The organism is Burkholderia sp. MSMB1588, assembly GCF_001546925.1.
GTDB classification, from domain to species: Bacteria; Pseudomonadota; Gammaproteobacteria; order Burkholderiales; family Burkholderiaceae; genus Burkholderia; species Burkholderia humptydooensis.
On record NZ_LNJS01000001.1, the window covers coordinates 1,740,146 to 1,760,521 of the forward strand.

The 20,376-nt window shown below is 68.0% G+C and carries 19 protein-coding genes, 1 pseudogene and 1 riboswitch; of the genes and pseudogenes, 10 read left to right on the forward strand and 10 right to left on the reverse strand.

What is annotated here, in order from left to right; translation table 11 throughout:
- Positions 1 to 87: 87 nt before the first annotated feature.
- A riboswitch (cobalamin riboswitch) is annotated at positions 88 to 295 on the reverse strand.
- 87 nt (positions 296 to 382) lie between these two features.
- The 4 genes from WS92_RS19675 (at position 383) to cobM (ending at position 4,254) form a co-directional block, all read left to right on the forward strand.
- On the forward strand, positions 383 to 1,609 hold the full coding sequence (locus tag WS92_RS19675; protein ID WP_059934317.1) for a bifunctional cobalt-precorrin-7 (C(5))-methyltransferase/cobalt-precorrin-6B (C(15))-methyltransferase: 1,227 nt from the start codon (positions 383 to 385) through the stop codon (positions 1,607 to 1,609).
- A complete protein-coding gene (locus WS92_RS19680) occupies positions 1,606 to 2,700 on the forward strand; it encodes a cobalt-precorrin-5B (C(1))-methyltransferase (RefSeq protein WP_059934319.1) in 1,095 nt (364 codons plus the stop codon). The genes WS92_RS19675 and WS92_RS19680 overlap by 4 nt, the downstream gene beginning before the upstream one ends.
- Complete coding sequence (locus WS92_RS19685) at positions 2,697 to 3,458, forward strand: cobalt-precorrin-6A reductase (RefSeq protein WP_059934321.1); 762 nt, start codon at positions 2,697 to 2,699, stop codon at positions 3,456 to 3,458. The genes WS92_RS19680 and WS92_RS19685 overlap by 4 nt, the downstream gene beginning before the upstream one ends.
- 70 nt (positions 3,459 to 3,528) lie before the next feature.
- Positions 3,529 to 4,254 carry a precorrin-4 C(11)-methyltransferase gene (gene cobM / locus WS92_RS19690; RefSeq protein WP_059934323.1) on the forward strand — a complete coding sequence of 242 codons (726 nt, stop codon included), beginning with the start codon at positions 3,529 to 3,531 and terminating at the stop codon, positions 4,252 to 4,254.
- 45 nt (positions 4,255 to 4,299) lie between these two features.
- On the opposite strand, the gene WS92_RS19695 is transcribed toward cobM, so the two are convergent.
- Together WS92_RS19695 and WS92_RS19700 are read right to left on the reverse strand one after the other, a co-directional pair.
- Positions 4,300 to 5,871 carry a glycoside hydrolase family 10-like protein gene (locus WS92_RS19695; RefSeq protein WP_059934325.1) on the reverse strand — a complete coding sequence of 524 codons (1,572 nt, stop codon included), beginning with the start codon at positions 5,869 to 5,871 and terminating at the stop codon, positions 4,300 to 4,302.
- A gap of 99 nt (positions 5,872 to 5,970) precedes the next feature.
- Positions 5,971 to 7,143 (reverse strand): MFS transporter, encoded by a 1,173-nt coding sequence (locus WS92_RS19700; protein ID WP_059934327.1) that lies wholly within the window; start codon positions 7,141 to 7,143, stop codon positions 5,971 to 5,973.
- Between the two features lie 123 nt (positions 7,144 to 7,266).
- Between WS92_RS19700 and WS92_RS19705 the strand changes: the two genes are divergently transcribed.
- Positions 7,267 to 7,758, forward strand: a complete 492-nt coding sequence (locus tag WS92_RS19705) for a MarR family winged helix-turn-helix transcriptional regulator (protein ID WP_059934329.1) — start codon at positions 7,267 to 7,269, stop codon at positions 7,756 to 7,758.
- A 164-nt stretch (positions 7,759 to 7,922) separates the two neighbouring features.
- On the opposite strand, the gene WS92_RS36725 is transcribed toward WS92_RS19705, so the two are convergent.
- On the reverse strand, positions 7,923 to 8,342 hold the full coding sequence (locus tag WS92_RS36725; RefSeq protein ID WP_242425362.1) for a hypothetical protein: 420 nt from the start codon (positions 8,340 to 8,342) through the stop codon (positions 7,923 to 7,925).
- On the reverse strand, positions 8,312 to 8,773 hold the full coding sequence (locus WS92_RS36730) for a hypothetical protein (protein ID WP_231755989.1): 462 nt from the start codon (positions 8,771 to 8,773) through the stop codon (positions 8,312 to 8,314). The genes WS92_RS36725 and WS92_RS36730 overlap by 31 nt, the downstream gene beginning before the upstream one ends.
- Positions 8,774 to 8,993: 220 nt before the next feature.
- Between WS92_RS36730 and WS92_RS19715 the strand changes: the two genes are divergently transcribed.
- Together WS92_RS19715 and WS92_RS19720 are read left to right on the forward strand one after the other, a co-directional pair.
- A complete protein-coding gene (locus WS92_RS19715) occupies positions 8,994 to 9,458 on the forward strand; it encodes a hypothetical protein (RefSeq protein ID WP_059934415.1) in 465 nt (154 codons plus the stop codon).
- A gap of 443 nt (positions 9,459 to 9,901) precedes the next feature.
- On the forward strand, positions 9,902 to 11,809 hold the full coding sequence (locus WS92_RS19720; RefSeq protein WP_231755990.1) for a tetratricopeptide repeat protein: 1,908 nt from the start codon (positions 9,902 to 9,904) through the stop codon (positions 11,807 to 11,809).
- Between the two features lie 677 nt (positions 11,810 to 12,486).
- Here the strand turns inward: WS92_RS19720 and WS92_RS35910 are convergent.
- Positions 12,487 to 13,188, reverse strand: a complete 702-nt coding sequence (locus tag WS92_RS35910; protein WP_059934333.1) for a DUF6988 family protein — start codon at positions 13,186 to 13,188, stop codon at positions 12,487 to 12,489.
- Between WS92_RS35910 and WS92_RS36735 the strand changes: the two are divergent.
- The 3 genes and pseudogenes from WS92_RS36735 to WS92_RS19735 all read left to right on the forward strand — a co-directional run.
- A pseudogene (locus WS92_RS36735) lies at positions 13,075 to 13,314 on the forward strand (IS481 family transposase); the annotation flags it as partial. The gene WS92_RS35910 and the pseudogene WS92_RS36735 sit on opposite strands and share 114 nt — an antisense overlap.
- A gap of 405 nt (positions 13,315 to 13,719) precedes the next feature.
- Positions 13,720 to 14,256, forward strand: coding sequence for a MarR family winged helix-turn-helix transcriptional regulator (locus WS92_RS19730; protein ID WP_059934335.1), 537 nt, complete (start codon positions 13,720 to 13,722; stop codon positions 14,254 to 14,256).
- Positions 14,253 to 15,110, forward strand: coding sequence for a DMT family transporter (locus WS92_RS19735; protein ID WP_006026717.1), 858 nt, complete (start codon positions 14,253 to 14,255; stop codon positions 15,108 to 15,110). Before WS92_RS19730 ends, WS92_RS19735 begins: the two co-directional genes overlap by 4 nt.
- A gap of 30 nt (positions 15,111 to 15,140) precedes the next feature.
- On the opposite strand, the gene WS92_RS19740 is transcribed toward WS92_RS19735, so the two are convergent.
- From WS92_RS19740 to WS92_RS19760, 5 genes are all read right to left on the reverse strand, one after another.
- Positions 15,141 to 15,911: a class I SAM-dependent methyltransferase gene (locus tag WS92_RS19740; RefSeq protein WP_006026718.1), complete on the reverse strand. Its 771-nt coding sequence runs from the start codon at positions 15,909 to 15,911 to the stop codon at positions 15,141 to 15,143.
- 284 nt (positions 15,912 to 16,195) lie between these two features.
- Positions 16,196 to 17,308: a branched-chain amino acid ABC transporter substrate-binding protein gene (locus tag WS92_RS19745; protein ID WP_009912315.1), complete on the reverse strand. Its 1,113-nt coding sequence runs from the start codon at positions 17,306 to 17,308 to the stop codon at positions 16,196 to 16,198.
- 222 nt (positions 17,309 to 17,530) lie between these two features.
- Positions 17,531 to 18,028, reverse strand: a complete 498-nt coding sequence (locus WS92_RS19750; RefSeq protein ID WP_006026720.1) for a MarR family winged helix-turn-helix transcriptional regulator — start codon at positions 18,026 to 18,028, stop codon at positions 17,531 to 17,533.
- Positions 18,029 to 18,462: 434 nt separating this feature from the next.
- Positions 18,463 to 19,167, reverse strand: a complete 705-nt coding sequence (locus WS92_RS19755; RefSeq protein ID WP_015602209.1) for a glutathione S-transferase N-terminal domain-containing protein — start codon at positions 19,165 to 19,167, stop codon at positions 18,463 to 18,465.
- 235 nt (positions 19,168 to 19,402) lie between these two features.
- Positions 19,403 to 20,323 (reverse strand): LysR family transcriptional regulator, encoded by a 921-nt coding sequence (locus WS92_RS19760; RefSeq protein ID WP_006026722.1) that lies wholly within the window; start codon positions 20,321 to 20,323, stop codon positions 19,403 to 19,405.
- Positions 20,324 to 20,376: the final 53 nt, after the last annotated feature.

The following is a 20,376-nucleotide window of genomic DNA, read 5'->3' on the forward strand; positions in this document are numbered from 1 at the left end:
GCGCGGCGGCCCGAGGCGGCCGTTCCCGCGCGGCAAGCGCGCGAGCGGCGGGCTACGGCATCGGTACACCCCGCCCGATGAAGGCTGGCACGAACGAAACGTCCCGGCAGGTCTCCTGGCTGGCAGGTCGTCATCCGCAGCGGGCCTTCCCGGCGGCCGCGAAAAGGGCGGCCTGGCCAGTGGCGTGGATCGGATGCGGACTCGCTGCTCACAGTTGCGGGGGCAGCCGCAGCGGCGCGGCACGCCCTGCGTTCCCTCTTGGGCCCCGTGGGGCGCCGGTCGACGGACGCTGTATTATGCCTTTTTTCGCGACGCCCGAGCGCGCGATGCGCGAGGCGGGCGACGCTTTCAGGATCGACAGGAACACGATGGAGCACGACGGATGAGCGCGTGGCTGACGGTGGTGGGCATCGGCGACGACGGATACGCGGGGCTCGGCAGGCCGGCGCGGCGCGCGCTCGCCGACGCGGCGGTGGTGATGGGCGGCGAGCGGCATCTCGCGATGCTGCCGGCGCGGCACGGCGCCGAGCGCGCGCCGTGGCCGAAGCCGTTCGATCTCGCGCCGCTCTTCGCGCGGGCTCCGGCGCGCGTGTGCGTGCTTGCGAGCGGCGATCCGATGCTGTTCGGCGTCGGCGCGACGCTCGCGCGCACGCTCGCGCCGCACGAGTGGCGCGTGCTGCCCGCGCCGTCGTCGCTGTCGCTCGCGGCCGCGCGCACCGGCTGGGCGCTGCAGGATGTCGACACGGTGTCGCTCGTCGGCCGGCCGCTCGCGTCTTTGCATCGGCATCTGTATCCGGGCCGGCGGCTGTTTGTGCTGAGCGCGGACGGCGCGACGCCCGCCGCGATTGCCGGCGCGCTCGCCGCGCGCGGCTTCGGGCCGAGCGCGATGACGGTGTTCGAGCATCTCGGCGGCCCGCTCGAACGGCGCATCGACGCGCGCGCCGACGCGTGGGGCGATGCGCGGGCGGCCGCGCTCAACGTCGTCGCGATCGAATGCCGCGCGTGCGGCGCCGCGCCGCGCCTGGCGCTCACGCCCGGCTTGCCGGACGACGCGTACCGCCACGACGGCCAACTGACGAAGCGCGATCTGCGCGCGCTCGCGCTCGCGCGGCTCGCGCCCGCGCCGGGCGAATTGCTGTGGGACGTCGGCGCGGGCTCCGGGTCGATCGGCATCGAATGGATGCGCGCGCATCCGAGCTGCCGGACGATCGCGATCGAAGCGCATCCGGACCGGCAGCGCTTCATCGAGCACAACCGCGACGCGCTCGGCGTGCCGGCGCTCGAACTCGTCGCCGGCCGCGCGCCCGACGCGCTCGCGGGCCTTGCCGCCCCAGACGCGGTGTTCGTCGGCGGCGGCGTGAGCCGCGACGGCGTGCTCGACGCGTGCTGGGCGGGCCTGAAGCCGGGCGGCCGCTTCGTCGCGCATGCGGTGACGCTGCAGGGCGAGGCGGCGCTCGTCGCATGGCGCGAGCGGCACGGCGGCACGCTCACGCGCGTGTCGGTCGCGCACGCGCAGCCGCTCGGCGGCTTCGACGCCTGGCGGCAGGCGCTGCCCGTCACGCTGTACGACGCGTGCAAGCCGCGCGGCGCGCAGCCGGAGCACGGATGATGCGCGACGAAACCCCCGAGCAGCCGCGGCCGCTGCGCTTCGGCTACACGACGGGCAGTTGCGCGACCGCGACGTCGCTCGCGGCCGCGCGCCTGCTGCTGACGGGCCGCGCGAGCGACATGGCCGACATCGTGCTGCCGAAGGGGCAGCACGTCGCGATGCGTCTCGCGTTCTGCCGCGCGACGGACGCCGGCGGCGCGGAGGCGGGCACGATCAAGGACGCGGGCGACGACCCGGACGTGACGCACGGCGCGCTCGTGTTCGCGCGCGTGCGGCTCGTTCACGAGCCGGGCGTGCGCTTTTGCGCGGGGCCGGGCGTCGGCACGGTCACGCGCGCGGGGCTCGCGATTCCCGTCGGCGAACCCGCGATCAACCCGGTGCCGCGCCGGATGATGACCGAGCATCTCGCGGCGCTCGCGGCCGAGCAGGGCTATGCGGGCGGCTTCGACGTCGCGATCGGCGTCGAGAACGGCGAGGCGCTCGCGCAGAAGACGATGAATCCGCGCCTCGGCATCGTCGGCGGATTGTCGATCCTCGGCACGACGGGCATCGTGCGGCCGTTCTCGTGCTCCGCGTATATCGCGTCGATTCACCAGGGCATCGACGTCGCGCGCGCGAACGGCGTCACGCACATCGCCGCGTGCACAGGCAACGCGAGCGAGGACGCGGTGCGCGCGCGCTACGGCCTGCCCGACATCGCACTGATCGAGATGGGCGACTTCGCGGGCGCGGTGCTCAAGTACCTGCGCCGCGCGCGCGTCGCGCGGCTCACGCTGTGCGGCGGCTTCGGCAAGCTGAGCAAGCTCGCGGCGGGCCACCTCGATCTGCACAGCCGCCATTCGAGCATCGACTTGCCGCTGCTTGCCCAATGGGCGGGCGAAGCGGGCGCGAGCACGGTGCTGCAGCACGAGATCCGCGCGGCGAACACGAGCCAGCAGGCGTTGGCGCTCGCGCTCGCGCATCACGTGCCGCTCGGCGACGTCGTCTGCGCGCACGCGCGCCGCGTCGCGCGCGACATCGTGCCGGACGAGGTCGACGTCGAGGCGCTCGCGATCGACCGCGAGGGCCGCATCGTCGGCGTCGCGCGATGAGCGCGCGCCGCGTGTTGCTGCTCGGCGGCACGGGCGACGCGCTGCGCGTCGCGCGCACGCTCGCGCCGCACGACGTGTACAGCCTCGCCGGCCTCGGCAAGGTGCCCGACGATCTCGCGTGCGACGTGCGGGTCGGCGGCTTCGGCGGCGCCGACGGGCTCGCGCGCCATCTGCGCGGGCACGCGGTCGCGCTCGTTATCGACGCGACCCATCCGTTCGCCGCGCGGATCAGCGCGAACGCGGCCGCCGCGTGCCGCGCGGCGGGCGTGCCGTATTGGGCGCTGCGCCGCGCGCCGTGGCGGCCGCGGCCGGGCGACGACTGGCGCGGCGTCGCGGACTGGGCGGGCGTTCTCGCCGCGATCGCGCCGTTCGCGCGGCCGCTTTTCACGCTCGGGCGCGAGCCGCTCGCGCATCTCGACGACATTGCGCCGCATCAGCACTGGCTCGTGCGCTGCCTCGACGCGCACGCAGGCAACGCGCGCGCGCACGTGCTCGCCGCGCGCGGGCCGTTCTCGGTCGAAGGCGAGCGCGCGCTCTTCGCGACGGCCGCAATCGACGTCGTCGTCAGCAAGAACAGCGGCGGCGCGGCGACGGAGGCGAAGCTCGACGTCGCGCGCGAGCGGCGCTTGCCGGTCGTGATGGTCGAGCGACCGGCGCTGCCGGATGCGGATCGCGAATTCGGCGATATCGCGGCGCTCGTCGACGCGCTGCGCGCGTTTCGTGCGGTTCGTCCGTTTCGCGCCTTTCGCACGCCGTGACGGGCCGCGCGCGAGCGCGCGTCGGCGCATCCTCGAATCGAATCATCGAACGAATGACGGAGTATTTTGAATGACGGTGTACTTCATCGGCGCGGGTCCGGGCGACCCCGAGCTGATCACGGTGAAGGGCCAGCGCCTCGTGCGCAGTTGCCCGGTGATCCTGTACGCGGGCTCGCTCGTGCCGGCCGCGGTGCTCGACGGGCATCGCGCCGAACTCGTCGTGAACACGGCGGAGCTCGATCTCGACGCGATTGTCGCGCTGCTCGCGCAGGCGCACGGAAAAGGGCAGGACGTCGCGCGCGTGCATTCCGGCGATCCTTCGCTGTACGGCGCGATCGGCGAGCAGATCCGCCGGCTCGCCGCGCTCGGGATTCCTTACGAGATCGTGCCGGGCGTGACAGCGACGGCCGCGTGCGCGGCGGCGCTCGGCGTCGAGCTGACGCTGCCGGGCGTCGCGCAGACCGTGATCCTCACGCGCTACGCGGGCAAGACGGCGATGCCCGAAGGCGAATCGCTCGCGAGCCTCGCCGCGCACCGCGCGACGCTCGCGATCCATCTCGGCGTGCGGCATCTCGCGCGGATCGTCGACGACGTGCTGCCGCACTACGGCGCCGATTGCCCGATCGCCGTGATCTATCGAGCGAGCTGGCCGGACGAGGCGCGCGTGACGGGCACGCTCGCCGATATCGTCGGCAAGGTCGCGGGCGCGCGGATCGAGCGCACCGCGCTGATCCTGATCGGGCGCGTGCTCGACGCCGAGGGCTTCGACGAATCGACGCTCTACGCGAAGGCGTGAAGGCGCGAAGGCCGGGGCGCGTGGCGCGGATGCGCGATCGGATCGTCAATACGGCTTCGCCGCGGGCATCACGACGTGGGCCGGCTCGCTCTCGTTCCAAAGACGATCGAGCGCCGTGACCGCGTAGCGGTAGCCGCGATCCGCGCGCGCGGTGATGTCGACGAATTCGGTTCCCCGAACCGTCGCGAGCAGATGGCGTGCATCGTGGTTGCCGCACATGTCCTGCCGCCCAAGCTCGTGACGATAGACCGCGTATGACGCCGTCGCCTTCGAGCGCGGCTTCCATCGCAGCCGCACGCCGTCGGGCGGGCGTTGCGCGCGCAGGTCCTTCACGGGCGGCGGCGCCGCTCCGTCGAGCGCGGGCATCGCCGGCACGAGCGCCGGCCGCGAATGCCAGGTGCGATTGACGAGCGACGTCGCGCCGAGCCGGTCCGCGCGCACGTCCTTCGCGGAGAAGTAGACATCGCCCTTTACCTCGGGCGCCGTGCGATTGAACGCCAGGTGGTTGCTCAACTCGGCCGGATCGGACCAGCCCGGCGATTGATTCGACGTGCCGACCTTGTACGCCGCCTGCCCGATATACAGGTGCACGTCGCGGCCGCGCGCCTCGTTCGCCCACCACGACACGACCTTGTCATAGTCGGCAGGCGCGAAGCCGCGCGCCCAGTACGCCTGCGGCACGACGTAGTCGATCCAGCGCTCGCGCAGCCAGCGGCGCGTGTCCGCGTACAGATCGTCGTAGGTCTGCACCGAAGCCGACGTCTGCGAGCCCTGCGGATCGGTGGCCGCGTTGCGCCAGACCGCGAACGGCGAGATCCCGAACTTCACCCACGGCTTCGCGGCCTTGATGCGCCGCGCGAGCGACTCGACGAGACGATCGACGTTGTCGCGCCGCCAGTCGGCGTGCGTCGCGAAGCCCGCGCCGTATTGCGCGTATGCCGACGCATCGTCGAACGCCGCGCCCGCGACCGGGTACGGATAGAAGTAATCGTCGAGATGCACGGCGTCGATGTCGTAGCGGCCGACCGCGTCCATGATCGCATCGACGACGAACGCGCGCGCGGCCGGCACGCCCGGGTTGTAATACAGCTTGCCGCCGTAGCGGACGATCCAGTCCGGATGCAGGCGCGCCGGATGCGTGGCGGCGAGCGCGTCGACCCGGTCGTCCATCGCGACGCGATACGGATTGAACCACGCGTGCAGTTCGAGATTGCGCCGATGCGCCTCGGCGACGGCGAACGCGAGCGGATCGTAGCCCGGGTCGCCGCCTTGCGTGCCCGTCAGATACTTCGACCACGGCTCGAACGGCGACGGCCAGAAGGCGTCCGCGGTCGGTCGAACCTGCAGGATCACCGCGTTGCGGTTCATCCGCACCGCGTCGTCGAGCCACGCGCCCAGCTCGGCCTGCTGGTCCGCGACCGATAGGCCCGGGCGCGACGGCCAGTCGATGTTGGTCACCGATGCGATCCACGTGCCGCGGAACTGGCGCTTGGGCATCGTCTCGTCCGGTCGGCACGCGACTTCAGGCTCGGGCGCGGCGTCCGGCGCAGCGGCGCACGCGCCAGCCGACAGCACGAGCGCGGCTGTGGCGAGGTGACGGAATCGAGTCGACAGCATGAGCAGGTCCTTGAGCCGGATCAGCGCGTTGAGATGAGGAGATCCAGTAGGGACCGTCACGCCCGGAGCGAGTTCCGGAGCGGGCGGGACGGGGGCCGTTCACGCGCCGCTTCGCGTGGCGGCGAGCCGCGGCGGCGCGAAGCGTGCGGCCATCGCGGCCATCACGACGCACACCGCGGCCATGAAGCCCCAGGCCGGCGACAGATCGGCGACGTTCTGCCGGATCACGCCGGCGACGAACGGAAACAGGCCCGCGATCAGATAGCCGATGCCCTGGACGAAGCCGGTGAGCGCGCCGGCTTCGGCCGCGCTCGTCGCGTGGTCGAGTGTGACGATCAGCGACAGCGGAAACAGCGCGCCGATCCCGAGGCCGAGCAGCAGCGACGCGGGCAGCGCGGAGCCGAGCGGCGCGGCGATCAGCGCGATCAGGCCGACGAACAGCGACGCGATCGCCGCGAAGAGCGCGGGGCGGCGGTCCGGCAGCCGGTCGATGAACGCCGACACGGCGAGCCCCGCGACGACCTCGGCGAGCGTCACGCCGCCGAGCAGGCCGCCCGCCGCTTCGGGCGACCAGCCGAGCGACATGTAATAGGGCGGCAGCCACGCGAGCACGAGCGTATAGGCGCCCGTGCCGAGGCCGAAGAACGCAGCGAGCAGCCAGGCACGCGCGCCGTGCGTGCGGCGCGCGGCGGGGCGCGCTCGCGCGTCGCGGGCTGTCGCGCGGGTCGCGAGCGGCCACAGCAGCGCGGCCGCGACGGCGGGCAGCGCCCAGCCGGCGAGCGCGGAGGTCCATCCGATCGCGTGCGCGGCGAACGGCGTCGCGACGCTCGCGAATACGGCGCCGCCCATGATCGACGTCGAATAGAAGCCCATCACGCTGCCCGCGCGCGCGGCGAATTCCGCCTTGATGAACCCGGGCAACAGCGCCTGCACGGCCGCGATGCCGAGCCCCGCGCACAGCGCGGACGCGAGCAGCGCGGCGGGCGCGCTCGCCGCGCCGCGCGCCGCGCACGCGAGCCCGATCAGCGCGACGCCGAGCCAGACGCCCGCGCGCACGCCGGCGCGGCGCGCGAGCCACGGCGCGGCGAGCGCGCCCGCGCCCATCAGCAGGACCGGCACGGTGGTCAGCAGGCTCGCGGCGCTGTCGGACAAGCCGCTCGCGCGCTGGATCGTGTCGAGAAGCGGCCCGACCGATGCGAGCGCCGGCCGCAGGTTGAGGCCGACTAGTATGATGGCGGCGAGCCGCCATGCGGGAGAAAGGAGTCTGTGCATGAGCGTGGATGCGGCGCGCGTCCGGACGGTTGCCGGGCGTGCGCGTTGCGTATAATTGTCTCGACATCAAGATAGATTCGACTTGTCTCTACGTCAAGATAACTTGGACGAACAGGAGGGTTAATGGATCGCGCAGCCCATGCGATCGAGCAATGGCGCCGCGAGCGCCCGGATCTCGATCCGTCGTCGATGATCGTGCTCGGGCGGCTGCAGGAGGCGGCGCTCGTCATCGCGCGCGACAGGCTCAATCCGCTTTTCGTGCGCTACGGCCTGCAGCCGGGCGAATTCGACGTGCTCGCGACGCTGCGGCGCAGCGGCGCGCCTTACGCGCTGACGCCGACGGCGCTCTACGACGCGGCGATGATTTCGTCGGGCAGCATGACGAACCGGATCGATCGGCTCGAGAAGGCGGGGTGGGTCTTGCGGCGTCCGAACCCGGCGGACGGCCGCGGCACGCTCGTCGCGTTGACGCGCGCGGGGCTCGCGCTGATCGACGACGCCGTCGTCGCGCACGTCGACAATCAGCGGCGCGTGCTGTCCGCGCTCAGCGCCGCGGAACAGCGTCAGCTCGCGAAGCTGCTCGACAAGCTGTTGCAAGGGCAGGCGCAGGGCTGAAGCGCCGGGCCCGTGCCGCGACGATCGCGCGCCGGCGGCGCGTGTTTGACGGGACGCGCTCCCCGGATCGACAGCTCGATACCCGCCATGCGATCCGGGGAGCCGCTTTGCCGATGACTTCGGGATGCCGAACATCATCGCCGCCGCTCGTCCTGCCAACGACCTCATCGATTCGGTTGCAATTCCGAAGGGATCGTCTGCGCATCGAATGCTTGCGCGCTGCCCGGATCGACCGGCTGATACTCGAAGCTCGGCGCGGGGAGGGGCTTCGCCGCCGGATTCGGGATGCCGGACATCATCGCGGTGGCTTGCGCCTTCAACGACATCATCAGTCCGATGACAGCATTGAAGCGGTCGCCTGGGGTTTGTCCGTTGAACAGCGCATGCAATGTCTTCAGCAGGCTCGTATAGGTGTAGTTGAAGTTGTTGCAGGCACGCCGCTGCGCGGATCCGGAAGGATAGTCGGCGACCTTCGGGTTGCCCGGCACGTCATAGACGCCGCTCGGATCGAAGACGATGGAATCGCCTGAATACGAATAGCCGGACTGGTCTTTCACGAGTTTTCGCCCCTGCTTGATTTGCATGAGGCGGTAGTAATGCGCGTAGCGGTAACGCCCGACCACCTCGGTCGGCGATTTCGACGTGCCTCCTCCTTCTTCGACGATCGTGCGGATTGCCTGGCCTGCTGCGCGGTTGCGACGTTGGTGACGATGACGGCGTCCGGCATCAGAGCGGGGCCGATCTGATTGCGGGGCGGGTTGATGAATGCCTTGTCGCCGACTTCGCCGATCATGTTCGAGATGAGGCTGTAGAACTGGCCGATCGTCAATCCCCGCGCGGCGTCGATTTCGAGGAGCGCCGATGTCGCGCGGAAGCGCGCCTTCCACGTTCTCAGAGAGTGTTGCACGTCTGTCATCGCAGCGCCTGTCAGTGCGCCAACCCGCAACAATGAACCATGCAGTTTGCCGACGATGGCGAAGCCTCGTTGGTCGATCGCTTGGATCGCGTGAAACAAATGCGCTCCCGCCATCGCGCAGCGGAACGGATTCCGCCCGGCCACGCGCGCAAGGCCGCCCTCGCGGAAACGGCAATGCCCGGCAAACCTGCGGCAATCCCACTACATTTTCCAGGTTGAACTTCAGCCGTCGGATACCTTAAATACGCTGGGCGTGACCTGAAGACACGCGACGCCCCTCGATATTGAGGCAGCCTACCGCTCAGTGGAGAAAACCACCATGTCGACAACTGTTCTAGGTTTCAAAGGAAGGGTGACTATCGCAATCAACAAAGTGACCAAGCAGTATCCGCACGCCAAGCTCTATGAAGCGGATGGTGTGGCCTCAGGCGGCCCGACCACTGACCCCAAGCAAATCGACAAACTGCGAGTCGTGTTTCAAGACGAGAACAACACTGTCATCATCGAATCCACAAGCTACGACGAATTCGGTTCCCCCGTGCTTTATCCAGAGCCCTGGGTCGGAGACGTGGTGATCGAATGGCCCGTCAAGCTGGATCTGGACGAGGCCGATCGCGCGAAGAACGCAGCGGGGCAAACAGGCGCATACGATACGGTCACGCTGCGCAATCCGCTCGGCCCCAAACGAGGAAACCCCCTCTATATTTTCGGTTCGGGGCCCCGCCAAGCGAGGAAATTCGTGTTCGTGGACGCGATAACCGGAAAAGTGACCGTTGGGGAATAACGAGCGGGGATGAAGGCTCGATTCGCGCTCGGATGGTGTGTGCCGCAGCGGTGACGCGCGATGAGCGATGAGCGGTCGCATCGTCGGTGATCGGCTTCGACAATGCACGGGGCGCGTTCGACGCGCGCCCAACGGCTCGCGCGCTCAGCCTCGTCGAGATCTGCGCGCTGCATCGCAGGTGGCTCGTGCCGCGGGCGCGTGCCGCGCCCGCATGGTGCGATCGCTGCCCGCGCCGCGCGCTACGGGCAGCCGCACCGCGCAGAACGCGCCGTTCGGGCCGCCGACTTCGCACGGCAGCCGCAACCGGTCCGGGCACACCGCCTTGGTTCAACGTCCGCGCCGCGAGCGCGCATGTCGCGCGAATGAGGCATTGAGATTGGCTCGCGGCACAGTGGTTCACCAGCACGGCAGTTCGAGGCGTTCAATTTCCGGGAGAGCATGCAATGGGAACAATCGAAAATCATTCGCGTTCTTACGGCGACGGCAACCTTCGGAACCGGCTCAGGCAAGCTTGCCTGTATGGAACGATCGGCCTTGTGGCATCGCTGAGCGCGACTTGCGCGATATCCGCACCCAATGACGACGCGCATGCCACGGCTGAGCACCGCATGCCGCACATGGAAAGCGAGCACATGATGAGCGCGCCGCCCGGCAGCAGCACATCGTTCTCGCTTTCGAAAATCGCGGCCGACGATCCCGAGCCGCCGACGGATTTCCGCCTCGGGACACTGACGAAAAAAATCAAGACGGAAAACCCGCAAACGCAAGCTTTCTTCGATCAAGGCTTGCGCTTCTACTGCGCGTTCAACTTTCGCGAAGCGTACCGCGCGTTCAAGGCCGCGCTCAAGCGAGACCCCGACTGCGTCATGTGCCGATGGGGGATCGCGATGTCGCTGGGCGTGAACATCAACCAACTCGATCAGCCGGAAGCGGATCGCCGGATCGCGCAACAGAATCTCAAGGACGCACTTCGCATACGTGATGCCGATCCGAAGGAACGCTCGCTCGTCGACGCATTGCTACCGCGCTATGAAGCTCATGCGCAACTACCCGGCGAACTCGAGCGCCAGAACCGGCGCAACCGAGACTACGCCGAGGCGATGACCGCGCTGGCCCACCGCTACCCGGACGATCCCGACATCCAAACCCTGTACGCGGATGCCGTGATGAACCTCAAGCCTTGGGAATACTGGGACCGTCAGGGGAACGCCACTTACCGTGACATTCCCCAGGCAGTCGAAGCGATCGAAGGCGGGCTGAAGGACCATTCCGATCACATGGGTCTCATCCATTGGTACATCCATATTCGCGAGGGATCGACCGAGCCGAACGACGTGAGGCCTTATGCGGACAAACTGGCCAAACTCGCGCCCGATGCCGGCCACTTGGTTCACATGCCCTCGCACATTTATTACCGCACCGGCGCGCACCTGCAATCGTTCGAAGCGAATCGGGACGCAACGTTGAGCGACGAAGGCTACTTCAAGAAAGTCGATGCCAAGCTCGCGGGCGGCATCGATCATCCGGACGGCGACCGTTATCGCTGGGGCTACTACCGGCACAATATCCATTTCGCGCTTGCTTCGGCGATCATGGCCGGCAACGTCGAGAACATGAGCTGGGCGGCTGATCGTCTGCGGAAATCGGAAGGCGAAGGCATTACGTTCCGGACCGACCGTTATCGCGGCATCTATTACCAATCGCTGCCGTATTTCATGTCGCCGGACGAGATTATCCGGCAGCCGCCACCGCACGGGACAGAAAAGGACTGGCGCTTTGCAAGCGTTTCCTGGAACTACGCACAAGCGCTTGCATACGTCCGCAAACACGATGTTCGCGGTGCGCAACGTGCGTACGCGAAACTTGTAAAGGACGTGATCGCCTTCAGAAAAGAGCGGCCCGACGAAGTGATGAACAGCCAGACGGCAGAAATCATGCAATCGGTCGCGCGCGCGCGGATCGACCAGATGAAAGACGACGCGCAACGCGGGGTGCGCATTCTCGAACGCTCCGTCAAGCAGCAGGACAAGATGAACTACGACGAGCCGCCTTATTGGATGGTTCCGGTCAGGCAAACCCTGGCCGCGCTCCAGATCGGCCTCGGCCAATACGACAAGGCGATCAAGACGCTCCACGCGTCGCTCGGCGACGACGACCCGGAACACAACGCGTACACGAGTTTCAGAGGCAACAGTTGGGCCTATTTCGGCTTGACGCAGGCCTATGAAAGAATCGGGCTAGGAAATTTGACACCCGAGCAGCAAAAGGACTACGACAGCGCGCGGAGCCGGCTCGCCGAATACTGCCCGCCCGACAAGAATGTTTGCGCTTTGTCGCTCGATCGTATGTAGGTGGGCAAACACGGTCGGCTCCGAGTTGAAAATCCGCCGGCTCCGACGCCTTTGCTCGCTGGTCGCTGCTCGCGGCGCATGCGGTTGGCGCTTGGCGGCGTCAAGCACAATGCGTTCGACGCTGTCGCTGGCGGATGGCGCGGAGACGATTTCGATAAACGCCTCGCCTATGACGGCGAGGCGTTCGAATCGAATGCGCGGACACCTCGCGTCGCACAGTCAAGCAAGCGCACGCTCGCCAACCCACCGGGGTCGATCGAGACCACGGTCAAACGGAACAATTCTCCGCGATGAAACGCGCCGTTCGTTGCGACGCCAATGACATCGGGCGCGGCCTGCTTCCGCTGCGGATGCTCAGCAAACCACCCGAATATCTCGACGATCCATCAGGCCCCGGGGCGTCGAAGCATTGCTTTCCCGGCCCGATCAACGGTATGCAGTCCATGAACGTATGCGATCCACGAACGACGTCCTTCAGAGTAAATCGGTGGAGTGCGTGAGGTGTGGTAGCGAAGCGCATCAGCGCAGGTCGGCCGGCATTTTCCAGGGCAGCAACGCGTCGTAGTCGTCGGCGGTCTTTGCTAGCGGCAGGCGCCTTACACTTGTGAAAGTAGCCTGGATAGGTTCTCTCAAACTCAGTCTGATTCATCACGGATTCCTCCGCATTTACCAATTTACTATTGCTTCCCGAGCTTGAACCCCAGTTCTTTTGCTTTCTCGCCAACCGACATAAGGGAAGTGCCGTCAGCCAGCACCTGTGCAAAGCCGACTCCGATCAATATGGCAATAGCCGCAGTCATGTGGGTCAGACTAGCCTTATCTTGAGCAGAAAAATTCGGCGAGATTTCAGCGTTCGTCAGGCGCCGTGTCACTTGCAACCGCGCGCCATGCGCGTAGTCGCAGATCGACGGCCAATGTGCGCGATGTAGCGTTGAAAACTGTCCCGTCTCGAAGTCCGGGTTCTTCTCCAACTGATCAATCATCTTCTGCGCGCTAGGAAATTCTTTGTGGGTGTCATCTTCCGCAAACGAGCGCAACCAACCCATGTTCGCGCAAGATTGAATCCATCGTCCCCTTACGTATGCCTCGTAGGCCGCGCGAAAGAGCGCGAACGCCGACGCAGTCATGTCGAGCTTGATCAGCTCGACGATAGCTGAAACGTGATCCAAGGCAAGGGAATAAAAGCACGCTGCTATTGGCTGTGGAACGCCGTCCTCAGTCTGCTTGCCATCGACCTCATCCCAAAGCCACGAGACGAGAGAGGCCAACACATCAAGCAAGCGCACGAAACGCTGTATCACTTCCACAAGCCGGAGACCGAGGCACAGGCGAATGAATGGCTGTTGCGCTATCTGCTGCGCTACAACGATCAGCGGCATCGGTCAGAGAAGCACTCTCGGCTCGAGGACTGGCTCACGTATTTACCCGCTGAAGGGGGGCGCGATATGTGCACGTGGGAACAGTTCTGCCGGTTCGCGCGCGAACCGGAGCGGCGCAAGGTTGGCAACTCAACTATTCCCTCGTACGCTGGGCCAAACGGAAATACAAACGACTGGGTAGCGCCTCACGGGCGACGGCCTGGCTAAAGCGCGTGGTTGCGCGGTGGCCTCGGCTGTTCGCCCACTGGTCTATTACTCATGCCGGTCTGGCTGGACGATAGGAGCCGGATGAATCGAGAGATTCACGTCCGGTTGCGTGAGGGCCTGAGGGTGAGATTCCCTTGGGCTACTCGACCAGCTAGCCGGTTGAGCGACGCGCGCCCCTTCGCGCGTCGCACCGCCCCCCATCCCTACTCGAAACCCGTCGCTGGCAATGCGGCCGCCGCGGCATCACGGATGCAAAAAAGTCTTGCGGCAATTTTGATTGCCATATACTTGCATCGTGCAAGTACCTGATCGGGAGCCGCCCGCATGCCTGCCGCACCGTCCGCCCCTCGCGCGCCGAAGTCGTCCGGATCGCAGAAGCCCGTCGCGCCGCTGCGGCTCGGCAACTGGCTCCCGTATCGGCTGTTCGTCGTCGCCGCGCAGGTCGCACGCCCGCTCGAGGCGTTCTATTCCGAGCGCTTCGGCCTCACGCAGGCCGCATGGCGCATCCTCGCGGTGAACGCCGAGCGCACCGGCGCGAACGCGACCGAGATCGGCCTCGCATGCGCGCTCGATCCGTTCACCGTGAGCCGCGGCATCGGCCAACTCGTCACGCTCGGCTTCGCACGGCGCACGGCCGCGAAGAACGACCGGCGCTTCGCATCGGTCACGATCACCGCGAAAGGCCGCGCCGCGTTCGACGAGATCGCGGCGCTCGGCATCGCGATCGAGCGAAATCTGCTCGCGACGTTGTCGAACGACGAAACGCGCGTGCTCGACGCCGCGCTGCGCAAGCTCGAGAACGCGAGCGCGCGGATCGAGGCCGGCGACTGGCGCGCGCTCGTCGGGCAACGCGCGCGATGACCGCGCTGCTCTTCGGCCTGACCGCGCTGCTGTGGGGCGGCGGCGCGCTCGCGACCGCGATGCAGGCGGGCGCGACGCCCGTGCTCTGGTCGGTGTCGATGCGCATGGCGCTCGCGGGCGTGCTGCTGCTCGGCTACGGACGGTGGAAGGGCCACGCGCTCGCGATTCCGCGTGAGGATCGCGTATTCGTCGCGCTACAGGGCGCGCTCTTTTTCGCGTTCGCATTCATCACGTTCTACGAAGCGACGCGACGCATTCCGAGCGGACTCGCCGCGCTCGTGCTGTCGACATCGTCGCTGTTCGCCGCGCTGATCGGCCGCGCGCTGCTCGGCACGCCGCTCACGCGCGCGCTGCTGTGGGGCGCCGCGTGCGGGATCGCGGGCGTGGGCATCATCGTCGGCCCGTCGCTCGGCGCGGTGCGCGCCGATTCCGCATCCGGCTTCGCGTGGGCGCTTGCGGCCGCGGTCGCGACCGCGGCGGGCACTGTCGTCGGCGCACGCAACCAGCGCGCGGGACTGCCGACCGTCGCGATCCTCGGCTGGGGCGCGCTCGTCGGCTCGGCGACGAGCGCCGCCTGGGCCGCCGCGCAGCACGTGCCGTTCGTCGCCGACTGGTCGGCGCGCTATGTCGGCAGTCTGCTGTATCTCGCGATCGGCGCGTCGTGCGTGACGTTCATGCTGTACTTCGACCTCGTGCGACGCCTCGGCCCCGGCAAGGCCGCCTATACGCTCGCCGCGGTGCCGATCGTCGCGCTCGGGCTGTCCGCGCTGTTCGAAGGGCTGCATCTCGATGCGCGGATCCTCGCCGGCGCGGCGGCCGTGCTCGCCGGCAACGTGCTCGTGCTGCGCGGTTGAGCGGAGCGCGCGACATCCGCCGGCGCCGCGTCAAGCGAGCCGCTGCGTGACCATCACCGTCATCGGCCACATCAGCGCGTAGCCGGTGCGCGTCGTGCTCACGCTCAGGAACGCCTCGGCCGCCGCGAGACAATCGTCGTCCGAGTACGCGTCGGTCGCGGAGAAAAGCAGCCTCAGGAAATGGCCGATCGACTTGCGGCTGTCGAATTCCCACGGCACCGTCACGTCGTGGAAACGCGGCTCTGCCCAGCCCGTCAGCGCGCACAGCGTCCTCGCGAAATCCTCGGACAGGAACGCGACCTCGTGTCCCGTCGAGCAGCTCTTCGCGATGAAGCCGTCGAAGTAGCGCGCGAGCGGCGTGCCCGCGAAGATGTCGTAGATCACGAAGCGCGCGCGAGGCCGCGCATGGCGCGCGCTCGCGGCGAATGCGGCGGTCTTGTCGGGCACGTGGTGGATCGCGCCGCGGCTCCAGATCGCGTCGAAATCGCGCGTGTCGAGATCGAGCGCGTCGGCGGCCTGCTGAACGACACGGATGTTCGAATCGGGCATGCCGCGCAGCGCGTCGAGTTGCTCGATCGACGGATCGGTCACGACGAGGCGCCCGGACGGGCCGAGCGCGGCCGCGATCGCGCGGCTGAAGTAGCCGCTGCCGCCGCCGATTTCGAGAATCGTCTCGCCCGGCGACGGCCGCAGGAAACGATGCATGCATGCGATGTCCTGCAGCCACGCGTCGGGGTAGAGCGACAGCGCGTCCTTGTAGTGCGTCGCGCGATTGCCCGCGAATTCGATGACGTCCATCATGGGAGATCTCCAGGCTGCCGGGCGTCTCCGGGTCCGCGGCCGCCGTGCGTTCGGGATTGTTTTTCGAATGGGCGTTGGTCGTGCGTGTGCGCTTGCGCGCGGTGCGGGCGGGGCCCGCGCATGCGTGGACGAGGCGAGCTGGTCTCCTCGCGCCGTCCCGGCTGCATTCGTTCGGCTCGTTCGTCACGACGACGTCTGTGTCCGGGCCGTTCTGCGGCGCGCTCCGGCCCGCATCGCCCGGCGCCGGACGTCGTCGTGCGCACGCGCGGCCGTTGCGTCCCGCCTCAGTCGGGCACCGGCACGAGCGCGCCGCGCTGCACGCGGTAAACCGTCACCGCGCCGTTCACGTTGTCGCCCTGCGGATTGAAGCGGATGCTGCCGATCACGCCGTCGTAGCGGGTCTTCGCGAGCGCGCCGAGATAGACGGCCGGATCGGTCGAATTCGCGCGGCGCATCGCGTCGGCGAGCAGCATCACCGCGTCGTAGCCGTACGGCGCGAATACGATCACCTTGCCGTAGCGGGCCTCGAAACGCCGCTCGAACGCCGCGTAGCCCGCCATCCTCGTGCGCGGGTCGCCCGCCTGCGTGCAGAACTGGCCTTCGTTCGCGCCCGACGACAGCGCCGTCCACTGCCCGGTGCACACGCCGTCGCCGCCGACGAACGCCGCGTCGATCCCGAGCGCCTTCATCTGCCGCACCATCGGCCCCGCCTGCGCATCGGCGCCGCCGTAGACGATCACGGCCGCATGCTCGCCTTTCACGCGCGTGAGGATCGACGCGAAATTGACCGCGGTGTCCGTCGTGTAGTCGCGCGTGATTCGCGTGACGCCGTTCGCGCGCAGCGTCTTCTCCGCCTGATCGATGAGGCCCTGGCCGTACGCGCCGCGATCGTCGATCAGCGCGATCGGCGCGCCTTTCGCGAGCTTGGCGGCGAGCGCGGCGAGCGACGCGCCTTGCTGGCTGTCGGTCGCCATCAGCCGGAACGCCGTCTTGTAGCCTTGCTGCGTATACGCGGGATTGGTCGCGGCGGGCGCGATCTGCGCAATGCCGGCCGCCGCGTAGACCTTCGCCGCGACGATCGTCGGCCCCGAGTTCAGATCGCCGACGACGCCCGCGACGCGCGCGTCGACGAGGCGCTGCGCGACCTGCACGGCCTGCCGCGGATCGCCCTGATCGTCTTCGACGACGAGCTCGAACTTCACGGGCTTGCCGCCGATCGCCGGCGGCGCGCGGTTCAGATCGTCGACGGCGAGCTGCGCGCCGTTCTGCACATCCTTGCCCAGATGGGCGACGGGCCCCGTCAGCGGCATCGCGACGCCGATCCGGACGACCGATTGCGCATGCGCGTCGAACACGACGGCAGCCAGCAGCGACAGACACCCTATGCGAACGTTCATGTCGACCCTCGCTCGAAAAAAACGTCACGGTTTTCGATCCGCCGGGCGGCCGCGAAAAGATCCGTCGATTCGGATGCCAAATCGTTTTACGCATGAATCGACGGCAGCGGGCACGCCCGGCCGGAAGCTCGCCGCGCTCTCAGGTTCTCGTTATGTTCCGCGCGCGGTGCGGCGACGCCGCGCGCGAAGCCAGGCCCCCGGAATGGGCGGCAAAGCCGGCGCTCAAGGCTCGTCGAGCAGACGCCGCCAGCCGACGATCGCGATGCGCTCGCTCTCGCGCCCGATCTTCAGCAGCGCGGCGTCGAGCATCGCGCGCTCGCCGGGCGTCAGCACGTCCAGCATCCGTTGCTCCGCCGCGAGGCCCACGGCGGCGATCTCGTCGAATGCATCGCGGCCGGCGGGCGTCGCCACGACGCACGCGTAGCGACGGTCGTTGCGCGCCGCGTCGCGCCGGGCGAAGCCGACCGCGACGAGCTGCGCGATCCCTCGGCTGACGGACACCGAATCCATGCCGAGCGCCGCGCCGATCTGCCGCGCGTTCGCGCCGGGCCGATCGACGATCGTCGCGAGAATCCGCCATGCTTGCTGGCTGATCCCGTAGCGCGGCCCATAGAATTCGGCGAGCAGGCGCGCGACGTGCTGCGCGGGCAGGAACAACTGATACGGAAGCCATTCGTCGAGCCGCAGCGCCGCCCCCGACTGTTTGCCGATTGGTTGCATTTTGAAAATATTCGAGCCAAAAAAAACGGCGGATGCCGGTCCCGTATTCGAGTCGCCGCCGTTGCTGTTACCGCTTTATTGCGTGCGTCGCGTCCTCTCGTACCGCGTGCGCATGCAAGGAGCGGACCAGGGCCGGCGCGATCGTTGGCCGACGCGGCTTCCCGGGCGAATGGCCGCGAAATGGCCACGCAATGCCCTGAAACGGCGTCGCGCTTTATGCACCACTCGGGGAATGATCCGCACCAAGGTGCATCCGGCATGTCGTGAATGGAGGCATGCGACGCGCGAGCGCGCGGCGGCCGGACATCGGGATTTCGGCGGAAAAATCGACGGGCAAGGAACGCCCGGACGGGACGCGCGCGGCTCCGCATGCGCGATGCAACGAAGCCGCGACGAAGCCGCGATAAGAGGTGAGACGAAGCGGAACGAAGCGCTTACGGCCGCGCCGGAACGTTCAACCCGCGCGCCACCGCCGGCCGCGCGACGAATGCGCCGAGCACGCGCGCGACGTTCGGATAGCGGTCGAATTCGACGAGCTCGCGCGCTTCATAGAATCCGATCAGGTTGCGCACCCACGGGAAAGTCGCGATATCGGCGATCGTATAGGCGTCGCCCATGATCCACCGGCGATCCGCGAGGCGGCCGTCGAGCACGCCGAGCAGGCGCTTCGCCTCGCCGACGTAGCGGTCGCGCGGCCGCTTGTCCTCGTACTCGCGGCCCGCGAACTTGTGGAAGAAGCCGAGCTGGCCGAACATCGGCCCGATGCCGCCCATCTGGAACATCAGCCACTGGATCGTCTCGTAGCGGCGCGCGGGATCGGCCGGAATGAACTGGCCCGTCTTGTCGGCGAGGTACAGCAGGATCGCGCCCGATTCGAACAGCGCGAGCGGCTTGCCGCCCGGGCCGTGCGGATCGATGATCGCCGGGATCTTGTTGTTCGGGTTCAGCGACAGGAACTCGGGCGACATCTGGTCGTTCGTGTCGAAGCGCACGACGTGCGCCTCGTACGGCAGCCCCGTTTCCTCGAGCAGGATCGACACCTTGACGCCGTTCGGCGTCGGCAGCGAATAGAGCTGGATGCGGTCCGGATGCTGTGCGGGCCATTTCTTCGTGATCGGGAACTCGGAAAGATCGGACATGGATGGACTCGGTCGATGAATCGATGATGAACGCGCGACGCGCTGCCGGGCAAGCCGGGGCGGGCGGCGCGGTCCGCACAATGTAGCCGATCCCGCGCATTGTTGCTGGCGGCGGCGCGAGATGACGAAATCGTGACATCGCGCGAACGCTTTCGTCAGGCGTGGCGAACCTGGTCGCGCCAGCGCGCATGCAAAGTGCGCAGCGCAATGGCGCCGCAATGGAGCATGCCCGCCGTCAGCGCCGTCCGTCGGCCGCCGCGTGCTCGCGCAGCACCGCGATGAACGCGCGCAGCTTCGGTGGCACGTGCTTGCGGTTCGCGTAGTAGAGCCACATCGGCGGCAGCGTCCGGCATGCGCCCGGCAGCACCTCGCGCAGCGTGCCGCGGCGCAGGTCGCCCGCGATCCGCTCGCGCATGAACACGAACGCGATGCCCGCGCCCGCGCGCGCGGCGTCGATCACCGCGCCCGTATCCGTGCTGACGAAGCGGCCGGCGACGTCGAGATCGACGTCGCGGCGGCCGTCGCGCAGCGGCCATTTGTGCAGGCGGCCGCTCTTCGGGAAGCGAAAGCGGATGCACATGTGCCGCGCGAGGTCGGCGACCTTCGCCGGCGTGCCGTGTTGCGCGAGATAGCCGGGCGTCGCGACGAGCGCGCACGTGAGCGCGGGCGCGATCCTCACGCCGACCATCCCGGGATGCAGCCGGTCGGCGAGGCGTATTCCGGCGTCGAGCCGCTCCTTGACGATATCGACGAGATGATCCTCGTAGCGGATCTCGACGCTCACCTTCGGATAGCGGTGGAAGAATTCGGCGAGCACGTCGGCCGTCACGACCGATTTCGCGAGATGCAGCGCGCTGATCCGCAACAGGCCCTCGGGTTCGTCGCGCGCGTCGTTCAGCGCGTCGCGCGCCTCGACGACCTGCCGGTACGGCTGCGCGGTCGCGTCGCAATAGCGCTGGCCGGCCTCCGTCAGGCTCACGCCGCGCGTGCTGCGGCTGAAGAGTTTCACTTTCAGCTCGCTTTCGAGCTGCCCGATCGCGAGGCTCACCGCAGCGGGCGTGAGGCCGAGCGCTGCCGCCGCGCGCGTGAAATTGCCGTGCGTGACGACGCTCATGAAAACGTGGAGGCCGCCGAGCGGATCGCGTCGCAGAGTCATTAGAAAAACTTGATACGTTTGTGAGCGGAATGCCGATTCTCTCAGATACCGCC